At 48.5% G+C, this 10,601-nt stretch carries 14 protein-coding genes; 3 read left to right on the forward strand and 11 right to left on the reverse strand.

From position 1 onward, the window contains the following. Positions 1–111: 111 nt before the first annotated feature. Positions 112–426, reverse strand: a complete 315-nt coding sequence (locus tag IQ219_RS10395; protein WP_190598113.1) for a DUF1825 family protein — start codon at positions 424–426, stop codon at positions 112–114. 506 nt (positions 427–932) lie between these two features. Between IQ219_RS10395 and IQ219_RS10400 the strand changes: the two genes are divergently transcribed. After that, positions 933–1,334 (forward strand): hypothetical protein, encoded by a 402-nt coding sequence (locus tag IQ219_RS10400; protein ID WP_228016930.1) that lies wholly within the window; start codon positions 933–935, stop codon positions 1,332–1,334. A gap of 123 nt (positions 1,335–1,457) precedes the next feature. Further along, complete coding sequence (locus tag IQ219_RS10405) at positions 1,458–2,255, forward strand: CsgG/HfaB family protein (protein ID WP_194072552.1); 798 nt, start codon at positions 1,458–1,460, stop codon at positions 2,253–2,255. Between the two features lie 136 nt (positions 2,256–2,391). Here IQ219_RS10405 and IQ219_RS10410 read toward each other — a convergent pair whose 3' ends face one another. The 3 genes from IQ219_RS10410 to IQ219_RS10420 all read right to left on the reverse strand — a co-directional run bounded on the left by IQ219_RS10410 (position 2,392) and on the right by IQ219_RS10420 (position 3,602). Next, the gene (locus tag IQ219_RS10410) at positions 2,392–2,748 is read right to left on the reverse strand and encodes a hypothetical protein (protein ID WP_228016932.1); all 357 of its coding nucleotides are present in this window, start codon (positions 2,746–2,748) and stop codon (positions 2,392–2,394) included. A gap of 16 nt (positions 2,749–2,764) precedes the next feature. Next, complete coding sequence (locus IQ219_RS10415; RefSeq protein ID WP_194072553.1) at positions 2,765–3,118, reverse strand: hypothetical protein; 354 nt, start codon at positions 3,116–3,118, stop codon at positions 2,765–2,767. Between the two features lie 130 nt (positions 3,119–3,248). Further along, positions 3,249–3,602: an STAS domain-containing protein gene (locus tag IQ219_RS10420; protein WP_199309660.1), complete on the reverse strand. Its 354-nt coding sequence runs from the start codon at positions 3,600–3,602 to the stop codon at positions 3,249–3,251. 267 nt (positions 3,603–3,869) lie between these two features. Between IQ219_RS10420 and IQ219_RS10425 the strand changes: the two genes are divergently transcribed. Then, on the forward strand, positions 3,870–4,307 hold the full coding sequence (locus IQ219_RS10425; RefSeq protein ID WP_190598110.1) for a DUF1036 domain-containing protein: 438 nt from the start codon (positions 3,870–3,872) through the stop codon (positions 4,305–4,307). On the opposite strand, the gene IQ219_RS10430 is transcribed toward IQ219_RS10425, so the two are convergent. The 7 genes from IQ219_RS10430 to IQ219_RS10460 form a co-directional block, all read right to left on the reverse strand. Beyond that, positions 4,304–4,732: a hypothetical protein gene (locus IQ219_RS10430; protein ID WP_194072554.1), complete on the reverse strand. Its 429-nt coding sequence runs from the start codon at positions 4,730–4,732 to the stop codon at positions 4,304–4,306. The genes IQ219_RS10425 and IQ219_RS10430 overlap by 4 nt on opposite strands. Positions 4,733–4,754: 22 nt before the next feature. Then, a complete protein-coding gene (locus tag IQ219_RS10435; RefSeq protein ID WP_190598108.1) occupies positions 4,755–5,771 on the reverse strand; it encodes an N-acetylmuramoyl-L-alanine amidase in 1,017 nt (338 codons plus the stop codon). Positions 5,772–5,828: 57 nt separating this feature from the next. Beyond that, complete coding sequence (locus IQ219_RS10440) at positions 5,829–6,470, reverse strand: response regulator transcription factor (protein ID WP_194072559.1); 642 nt, start codon at positions 6,468–6,470, stop codon at positions 5,829–5,831. A 389-nt stretch (positions 6,471–6,859) separates the two neighbouring features. Continuing rightward, positions 6,860–8,635, reverse strand: coding sequence for an iron uptake porin (locus IQ219_RS10445; RefSeq protein WP_190598107.1), 1,776 nt, complete (start codon positions 8,633–8,635; stop codon positions 6,860–6,862). Between the two features lie 568 nt (positions 8,636–9,203). Continuing rightward, complete coding sequence (locus IQ219_RS10450; RefSeq protein ID WP_228016934.1) at positions 9,204–9,638, reverse strand: hypothetical protein; 435 nt, start codon at positions 9,636–9,638, stop codon at positions 9,204–9,206. Further along, a complete protein-coding gene (locus tag IQ219_RS10455) occupies positions 9,638–10,222 on the reverse strand; it encodes a GNAT family N-acetyltransferase (protein ID WP_194072556.1) in 585 nt (194 codons plus the stop codon). Before IQ219_RS10455 ends, IQ219_RS10450 begins: the two co-directional genes overlap by 1 nt. Positions 10,223–10,368: 146 nt before the next feature. After that, positions 10,369–10,601, reverse strand: a 233-nt coding sequence (locus IQ219_RS10460; RefSeq protein ID WP_194072557.1) for an aldehyde dehydrogenase family protein, incomplete at its 5' end; no start/stop codon positions are given.

Genomic DNA, 10,601 nt, shown 5'->3' on the forward strand with positions numbered 1-10,601 from the left:
ACCCAAAAGATCCAGGGTGGGCATAGTTCTCGCAGTTGCTACGGGGAACCTACTTTCACCATTCTGACATTGGGGGGAACGTCTGGCTAGGCAATGCTGACATCGGGGAATTTACTTAATTTCGGCTTTCATTCTTTCCAAGGTGAGATTCATTTGGTCGAACATTTGTTGAGGAGACATACCAAACTGTCCTAGTTGGGTTTTCATCTGCTCGACGGTCATCTTGGCCATAAAGTCATCGGAAAGCTCGAAGCGTTTCATAAAGATTTTATAGCGTTCCATCAGAGCTTCCATCTGCTCGATGAAAATCATTTTGCCATCCCGATCAAATTTGCCATAGTCACCACCCAATTTGGTCAGGGATTGATAGTCTTCAAACAATTGTTTGGCTTCTTGTTGAATAATATCTGAATCAAAAAAGCTCATGGTTATGACCTCTGGGGTAAATGGTGCAGTCGAGTGAAACGTAATTAAAACAATTGGATGAAAGGAGGAGCCATGATTATCCCGATTCAGCAACCAATAAAAATTCAATCAAATTTAACTCGATTAACAATGAAAATTTAGTAAAAAAATCAGTGAAAATCTGTGAAAATCTAAAATAATAAGAACAAAAAATGAATTAGAAATTGAAGTTTCTTGGGAATTTTAAGTGAGTTCCTGAGGGAAGTTATGCTTAACCCCCGGGGGAACCAAAGGGGAGCAAAAACTCTCTGTATTTACGGGGGATCCCATATCATGGAGTCTTTCCCATTGTAAAAGCTTATTTTTGCTTAGTAAAATACGGTTTCCCGAATTTGCCGGCGATCGCCGGAGTTATGGTTGGCAGACTAGCCTTGAAACAACGCCATGGACTAGTGTCTACCCACCCCGATCGCCCCTAGCTAAGGCTAAAATTACCACTGATTCAGAACTTGTTCAGCATTGCAATTATGTCTTTTTTAAGTCCCCTGTTATCTCTGCCAAAACGTCGCTACTGGGCGATCGCCTTGGCGGTGACATCGGCGGTGCTGCCCTGGCCCATGGCGGGTCTCCATAAACTTTACCTGGGGCAACCGGTGTGGGCGGGGGTCTATTGGTTACTGTGGAATACTCCCATACCCAGAATTGCCTGCGCCATTGATGCAGTGTGGTATTTTGTCCAAGGGGAAGATGATTTTAACCGTCAGTTCAACAGCGTTGAGGGGAGCTGGCACCAAAATGGAGATAGCCTGCAACCATCCCAACAGGTCATTACCATGGCCGAAGCTATGCGAGAGTTAGAACAGTTACGCCTAGAGGGACTGCTGACAGAATACGAATTTGAACAAAAACGGCGGCAATTATTAGGTTAAATATCGCAGCAAAACACCTATCTCGTTGAACCTAGGAAGTCAAAGTTAATCGAAAATCAAATATCTATTGACTGTTGTCTCATCACTACTGTAGCCTTGGTTAAAAAATTTACTGGAAATACCATGGCCACTCAAAACCTAGGCAGAATCGCTGCCTCCTTGACGTCGAAGGCTCTACCATTCTTCCTGGTATTGGCAGGAATGTTCTCGGGAAGCCTGACGGCCGAAGCCCAAGGTAAACCCACTATTTCCGTGCCGGAGTTTAAAAATGACACTAATATGAGTTGGTGGTGGTGGAGTGGCAATACTTCGCGGGAACTGGCCGATGCCCTCAGCAATGAACTGACCTCTACCGGTAACTTTCAAGTAGTAGAAAGACAAAATCTCGGTAGTGTTCTGTCGGAACAGGAATTGGCAGAATTAGGATTAACTAGACCGGAAACCTCTGCCCAAAGAGGACAGTTGACAGGGGCTCAGTATATTGTTTTGGGTAGAGTTACCGCCTATGAGGAAGGGGTAAGCTCGGAATCTGGAGGCAATAATTTTGGGCTTAACCTAGGACTTTTCAGTATTGGCAACAGTGAGCGTCAGGCTAAACAGGAGGCCTATGTTGCCATAGATCTGCGGGTGGTTGATGGCAGCACAGGGGAAGTGGTTTATGCCAGAACAGTGGAGGGCCGTGCCGCTGATACCGCCGCTAGCTCTGCTAATAACGTCAGTATTTTAGGCATTGTTAATACGGGACAGGATAACCAAAGCACCGCCAGAGCTCCTGTGGGCAAGGCCTTAAGGGCTGGATTAGTCGAGATTACCGATTACCTCAGCTGTGTAATGGTGGAACAGGATGGTTGCATCCAAGAATATCAAGATAAGGAGAGGCAACGTCGACAAAAAACTAAAGATACTTTGATTTTGGAGTAGTGGTATAGTTACCCGAAATGAAATACAAAACTAGGATAGGGGTATTTTCCAAAAAACTTCTATTAGGAACGTGTTGGCTGGCTATGTGACTTCATTATTATTTGAATTAGCTATGCCTTTGCTATGGGGACAACCATCAAAGAAACGGTAGGAAAGTCCGAAAAAATTTCCTTACCCTCAACAAAAAGACCAGATGGCGAATTCGGGGACTAAGTTGGGGCGGATTGGGGTTTTCTGCCAAAGCTTCCATTAATTCTGTGTATTCCGTTGCCGTTAACGGTTCCCCATCCAGAGGCGATCGCCCTTCGAGGATGATTTCTGTGCGCAAAATTTCTTCGGGAATGTCATCCGGGGGAGGTAGGGCCGGAGACTGGGCCAAACTGGGGGCTAGGGGCAAAATAGTGAGACTGGCAGTCCACAACACCAGCCATGGGCCCCAATGCCTTGGTTGCCGTTGATGCCCTGGCTGTTCACACCGACCCGGAGCTACCATAATCTAGATTGACCCCCTACTTGAAGCGGACTTTACTGTGGAGGAAATTGGTGAGCAAGCCAGGACAATTGGCCACAAACCAGCGAAATAACAATATCCTGGCAATGGGCTTTGGCACCCCGACAATGGATTTTAGCAAGCGATTTAGGGGGGGGAAGGGAAATTTTTTATTGATTATGTTGATGGCGCCAATGTCGTAGAGGGAATCAAGAATTAATTTAATGGTAGCTTCCTCTCGAATAAACATATCCTGCAACAGGAGCTCCGTGTCGTGGAGTTTTTCGTGCTTGAACTTTTCCTCTGCGGCCAATCTAGGGGACAGGGGGGGAGTGGGACGAACAGTGATGGCTTTGCTTTTCGGGGAAGACACGATGGCAAAAAATAACGATGAACCGGGCGGATTACCTAGATTTTAGTCCCCAAAGTCCATTCAACCCCATCGACCCTGATAAAAATTGACCAGGGAGGTGAATTCGTTTGCCCTTGCTAGTTCTTAGGTTCTATGCAGCCATGGCGGGCTTTTCCCCATTGACCAAGGCCGCTTCTGGATTGCTATAAATGGGAAAAACTCGATTTAGTTGGGTCAACTCAAAAATGATTTTCAGTTCCGGGGAAACTCCACTTAACAGCAATGTTCTCTTTTGACTTTGGAGTTCTTTGTAAGCGTTAACCAGCACCACCAAAATAGCGCTATCGAGGAAATCTACCTGGCTAAAGTCGATCACCACCGCCGGACTGGAGGTAGTGGCTAACCAACTGGCTAAATCAGCTTGAAAAGCTTGGGTGACGGCGGCACTCAATGTGCCCTGGGGATAGAAAACATCCCTCGCCACAACCTGGGGGTTAAACGGCATAATCCTGACTCCTCACACAAAAGAAAAAACGGCAACGGCAAAACCGGCCCCAACTCTAGTAATTTAGGCGATCGCCGTCAATTATGTCGATGTGCTGACCATTTTGTGTTTTGGGGGCGACAATTTCCGTATTGTCCGTTACGGCTTGTTTAGTTTAATACCGAGAAACTATTTACCCCCCGGAGAACCCCGTCCATGGCCGTGGGCAAAGCCAGCCTAGTTCTAGTAAGATTGGCGTTAACAATTTCTGTGGTTTGAGGAGTTTTTATGGTTAATAAAGGGTTATGGTCTGCAGCGGTGATGGTAATGGGATCTGCTCTGGTGGGCAGTGTTTTTACCCCAGCCCCGGCGATCGCCGGAAAAAGTTGCAACTATCTCAACACTAATTTATTCATGGCCCAGGGCTACGAAAATCCCAATGGGATCTGGGTGAGTGAAGGTTGGTGGGTGGTGGAACCGGGGGAGTGTGTGGTCTACTCCGATAATGCTTTTACCTACTTCAAAGTTAGCGATGGGGTGGCACCGAACCGCAAAGCCATGGCTGAGATGGCAGGCAGTGAGTCCATCAAACTATGTCAAGTTAATGACCGCTTCACCGCATTCCAATCGGACAGTAGTTCTGCCTGCGGCAATGCTGGGGGTAATAGTCAAACATTTATTAACCCGGGCGCCAATTTAGAACTGATTAAGTCCACTGGTCGCTAGGTCAGTTTTTCCTGGAGAGTCTTTTCTAGACTGTGCTTGAGTTCTTCGATGGTCAGCCCCAATTCAACAAAACAGTTAGCAGGATCAGGGGTTGGCTGGAAAAAGAGCAGTTTGAACTGGGTGGGGCCAATGACAAAAATGGCCACTTCCTTGACCGGATCATAGCCGTGCAAAATCCCCACCATTTCTTGGATGCGCCCGTTCACCTGGTCATTTAGTTGGGCGATCGCCTGGGGGGCACAGCTAATGAAATGGGCTTGGGGATGGAGGTCTAACCCCAAATACTGTTCTTTGGCCGGCCATTGCTGGTAAAAGGCCCAGGCCAGGGCCGCTAGGGTGGTCTGTTCTTCCTTGGTGAACTGGTCTAGTCGGTAACGCCAGGGATGTTGGCCATCGTCGGGAAGCACGGGGTCTGGGGAAAACATGCGACTGCAGTCGTAGATAAACTTACTTCAAATACTGTACGATACCGGCGGCGATCGCCTCAGCCATTTGCTGTTGAAAGCGGGGATTGCTGAGGTTCCGGCTGTCTTGACTCCCCGTGACAAAACCCACCTCCACTAGGGTGGAAGGCATGGAAGTACGGCGCAAAACATAAAATCTGGCTTGCTTTACCCGGCGATCGCGGACATTAAGCCGTTGTAGAATACTGCGATGGATGCTCTGGGCTAGGGAACGCCCCGTTTGGAAATAATAGGTTTCCACTCCATTGACTTCCGGTCGCCCTAAGCCGATGGAGTTGGCATGGATGCTCACAAAGATATCTGCCCGGGCCGCCGCCGCCCTTTGCACCCGACCCTGGAGAGAAATAAACACATCACTGTTGCGGGTCATCACCACCCCAATGCCCTGTTTCTCCAGCTCCCTGGCTACGCCCCTAGTGATGGCCAGAACCACATCTTTTTCCCGCATGCCCCGCTGTCCGATCGCCCCTGGATCCCTACCGCCGTGCCCTGCGTCCAACACCACCGTAAAGCGTCGTAGGGGTCTGGGGGCTGGGGCTGGTACATTAACCGCCACTGTTTCCTGGGGCAAACTATATTCCGAAGGTTGGAGGATGGTGGGCAGGCGGGCATACCATCGATTGGGCGCTAACCCCCGCACCTGCACCTCCCAGGGCTTGACCGTGAAAGGTTCCGTCAATTCCAAAACAATGCGAGTCGAATTATTATTCCATCGACCAACCCTTGCCTCTTTAACATACTGGGTCAAAGGCTTATAAATGGTGGGGCCCCGGTGTTCAATGCCCGGTAAATCCACCACCACCCTAGTGGGATTGCGCAGCACATTTACCTGTGGCCTGACATCCTCATCGGTAATGATGTCTAGACGACTATCCCGCAGGTCAAATTTCCAATATTCCAAAGAGCCAGCCCAGACCAGTGGAGCCAGGGCCGGTAAACTCAGCAAGCTGGCACAAATTAGGCCCAGACTTTTTTGCAGGGAACAGGAAAAATAGTTCATGAATATGTTATTTTTCTGATTGGTGCTGGTCCGCTAGAAAACCAGTGGTAAAGAACCTCAAGCAATACTTTTTTGGATGGCCCAACGGGCTAACTCGGTGCGGTTGTGTAGTCCTGTCTTGTTTAACATATTCGACACATGACTTTCGACGGTGCGCTGACTGACTTTTAAGTGGTCGGCAATTTCTCGATTAGCCAATCCCTGGGCCACCAGTTGAATTACCTTGGTTTCCGTGGGGGTGAGTTCCACGTCCCTAGCTACCTGCACCCGGGAGTTTTCCCCCAGGGGATGGTTATTGTGTTGCAATAGGCGATCGGCTTGACGGAGACAAGATTGTACTTGGGCAGCCAGTTCTTCCGGCTCAAAGGGTTTGGCCATATAAATATCCGCCCCCACATTGAGGCCCTTCACCCGATTGTGGCTTTGGCCCTTGGCGGAAAGAAACATCACCGGAATCCAACTAATACTGGGATTTTGGCGCACCTGCTCGATGAAAGCGTAGCCATCCATCTCCGGCATCATAATGTCGCAAATAATCATATCGGGCACCATATTTACCAACGCAGCCAGGGCTTCACGACCGTTACCAGCGGTGGTGACTTGGTAACCTTGATATTCCAAATAATCCTTGACCAAAAGGAGTAGGTTGGGATCGTCGTCCACCAACAATAGATGATAATTTTCCTTGGATTGGCTCATGGCGATTAATTCTTGCAGGTTAACCAGGGTGACCTTGGCGATCGGGGGCAAAACTAGGGCTTATCTAAGAATTTTTCCGATTAGCATCATCCCTAAATAATCCTAACCGACGAACTGTACCGTCTAAATAGTTTTGCTAGATATGGGTTTTCTCCTCTCTCCCATAGGCGATCGCCGAGATTGGTCAGGTGAAAGCATAAAAGCAAAGTAAAAATTAAAAATTGAGCACAATCCCTAGAACCCGCTTTGATTGCCCAAGTTTGGAAAATCTAGATCTGGCTGAGGGAGCCTCAATCGCACCAAAGTTGATAAAAAACCCCCAGCAATGAAGTGGGGGCCAAATATCTGGAAGTTTTGGTGTGAGTGTTGGTTTTACCCCAACAAAGTTTCTAGAACTTGAAGGTGGTGCGGAGTACCCCAACCCAGATAGCACTGTTATTGCTGTTGGCTTCCGGGTTAAGGATTACGTAAGCACCAGGGGTAATCTGGATGTTTTTGTTCACAGGGAACTGGTACTGAGCCTCGATGATGTAGGGAGAGTTGCGGTCATTGCTGATCCGATCGCCGTTGAGGCTAGCCACATAGGGAGCGTAGGGCATCAAACCACCACTCAGGGAGAACACCGCCCCTTCCTTGAACACATCGATGATAGATAGGGCCGCATTCCAAGTCCACAGGTCAGCCCCTAAACCATTACGATTTTGGGGATTACCGCCAGTGTTGAAGCCCTGGGCCGTGGCATTGGCATAACCAAACCAACCGGAGAGATTAAACTTCTCGGTGATCTGCCAGGACGTTTGGATGTTGTAGGTATCCATGGTCGTGGCCGCTTGGTAGAAGGGGTTGCTGGCAATACGGCTACCAGTGCTACCGGTTAAGTTAACGTCACCTTGGGTGAAGTACTTATGCAGATAAGAAATACCAAAGCTAAAGTCCTGGGTAGGCTTGATGTCAAACTGAACCCCGGTGCTGTAGCTACCATTCAAGAAACCGTTACCACTGCGGAAGGTATTGCCACCGCTGGTGAAAACATCATCACTGGGATTGCTGGCCTGTCCTTGGTCCGCCAAATAAGCTGCACTAACGGTGAAAATGTCATTGAACTTATAGCGCATCGCCCCACCGGTACCGGCAGGCCCCCGGTTAACAAAGGGGTTGTACCGACTGAAACGGCTCAAAGCACCGCTGTCGCCACTTTCCAAGTAAGGGTTATAGGTTTTGAAGACATCATCCAAATCCAAGCCCCGGGCCCCAACCCAAGTGGTCAAGTTACCCACCGGGAAACGGTAGAACAACTTATTAATGTCAACGTTGTTATCAGGGCTAGAACCATCAAAGGCAAGACGAGCCATGTTGGTGCCGGTGGGACCAGCTAGGTTGGGCACGGTGCCTGCCTGCAAACGGGTCCGCAATAAGTCTTTGCCAGTGAAGCTGGTGTCGAAGTTCAAACGCACCCGACTGGAAAGGGTGGCATTTTCATCCACGGGAGCAGGGGCGGCGGCACCAAAGTTATTGATGTTGTCCTGTTGTCGCCAATCCACTGCTTTGTTCTCTCCCCATTGGTTAACCAGGGCAAAAACCGCTACCCCGTTTAACTTGGTGGTGGTAGAGAACTGATGGTCTTCCAGAAAAGAAGTGCGGACTTCTAGATTATCAATGCGAGCTCCCAGGGCGGCCAATTCCGCTTCAAACTCTTGCATCAAGCGTTTGAGCTTATCAATATCTTCCCGTAGAACCGCTACGTTCTCCTGGATTAAACGTTCCATTACGTTCATACAGGCGTTCAAACCAGCGGCAAATTCCCAACGGGACAGGGCCCGATCGCCCCGGAAAGTCCGGTCAGGGTAACCAACAATACACCCGTAGCGCTCAACTAAACTTTTTAGTGCTTCATAGGCCCAGGCAGTGGGTTGCACATCCCGCAACTCAGACACACTGGTTACCTGGGACATATTAGTCACATCTGGCGTAGCCGCATTGAAGGTGCCGGCATTCTGACGACGACGCATCAGTTCCAGACTGTCGCCCCGGTGGTTAATTTGGGGGAAATCTGCGGGGGTAGCTAACTGAGCTACGGGTTCCGCCATGGCGCCAGGGGCCACTGCCAAAGAACTACCCAGGGCCAACGGAAATAACTTTAGTAAATTACTGGTCAACTTATTCATAACAGGGGGATCCTCACACCGATGACATTAATCAAGCCAGGCACAACTGATAAATTGGATAGCAGTTGAAACTTGGTTTATTGACCTGATCCTTGATCAGCGAAGACCAAGAAATTCCTCGATAGGGATTCTAGCATCTATTTTGAACAATTCCAAGGGCACTGACCAAAAGCTATGCAAAAAACGTATAACCACCATAGAGTAAGCCTTTGGCTGATCAATTTATCTGGTTTGAGCCTTTGCCTTCCCCAGACTTCCACCCCAAGTTTGGCAACTCCATATATGCTGTCATCTTATTCATAAAATATTTTTATAAGTGCTCTACCCCATTAAACTTTGCTTAATGGATCCTTAACCTCTACTTAACTTTTAGTTATTAATCGAAAAATATTTGTTAGCAAACTATATTTTATTTCCAGGAAAAGTTACCTAATTGATTAACATTTATAGACCAGGAGTTTTATTGACCGACTGGCCGTCGGTGAACAGCTCAATCCTATAGCCTGAGATAACAATAATCATTTTCATTGACAAGCTGATAAATAAGTGAGTTTGGACTGAAAAGGCGCTAAAACACCGTCGTATTGGTGCGGGCACTCCGTACAGTAGAAGACAAAACCCCCACTAAAGTTGCCACAGCAGAATCTGGTAAAAGCGCCACGGTGGCATCATCAAACCAATTTTCTAGCTGATTTAAAATCACCTGGGCCCTTTCCATGGCAATGGGATTATCAACAATTTGTTTGATTAACACAGTCCACTGCCGGCGAATTAAATAGGCTTTAATTTGTTCTGCGGGGGACGGGGGCGTTAACCAATCGAGGTTACCCACCGGATAACAAAGAGTCACATCCTGGTCTAAATCTCCCCCCACAAATGCCCCTGGCCCAGCAAATTCGGCATGGTAGGGCTTCACTAAAATCACCCCATTGCGGCGGCGGGGGTTGATCACTAGGGATTGTTTATTTTGGAGATGCTCCAATAGGGCTTCGGCGGAGGTCATTAGGGGCTTTGGTGGGCTGGGGTGGGACAAAGAATTTCCGTAGTCAGGATCTTTTCCCATAGTAACCGTCGGGGTATCTGCAATAGCCAGGCTCGCCAACTCCATTCCGCTTCCTGATAAATAAATCCCAGGGTTTGGTAGAGGTTTTGGGCCCCCAGATTATTTTCCATCACATGGAGACTAAGGCGACGGCACTGCCACTGATCAGCAATAGCTTCGCATTTTTGGATTAATTGTTTGGCGATCCCCAGGCGACGATGTTGGGGGCTCACGGCCAGGTTAGAAATGTAGGCAGTGGTCTTGGGGCGGGTGAACCAGTGTTTGAGGGAAACTTCAGCGGTGCCAAGAATTTCTCCATTGTCTGAATTAACAGCAATGAGGCAATGGTAAGCGTTGTCGCCATGGCGCATACGCAGCCGTAGGTCTTCTGTGATGCCTAGGCGCAAAAAAGGATAGCTCCACATCAGCCAGTTTTGGGGAGGGTGGAAACTTTTGAGCAAAAGGTTGGCCAAGGGCGGAATATCTTCCACGGTGGCCACACGAATTGCAATGGAGAGGAGAGGAGGAGGGGCGGACTTAACCATTCAGGCGGGGCAAGGGAATAATACCGTTCCGGGAATTATACAAAAATTTTTTACTCTGGGGAGACCGTCCCCTATGGCCCAGTATGCCGGCGGTAAAATGTTGGAACAGAGGTCACAATTTCACCCCAAAACTTTGCTGGATATTTTTAATTAATCCAAATGGTTTTAGCATTGACAAATTCTAGAATGCCCATGCGTCCCAGTTCTCGCCCAAAGCCGGATCGTTTAATACCCCCAAAGGGAATGCGGGGATCGGATTTGGTCATGCCGTTGATAAATACGGCCCCGGCTTCTATGCCTCGGATTAGTTTTTGTTGACTGGCGGAATTCTTAGTCCAGGCACTGGCCCCCAAACCAAAGGGAATGTCATTGGCTAAGG

The sequence above is a fragment of the Synechocystis sp. LEGE 06083 genome, assembly GCF_015207725.1.
Lineage (GTDB): Bacteria > Cyanobacteriota > Cyanobacteriia > Cyanobacteriales > Microcystaceae > Synechocystis > Synechocystis salina.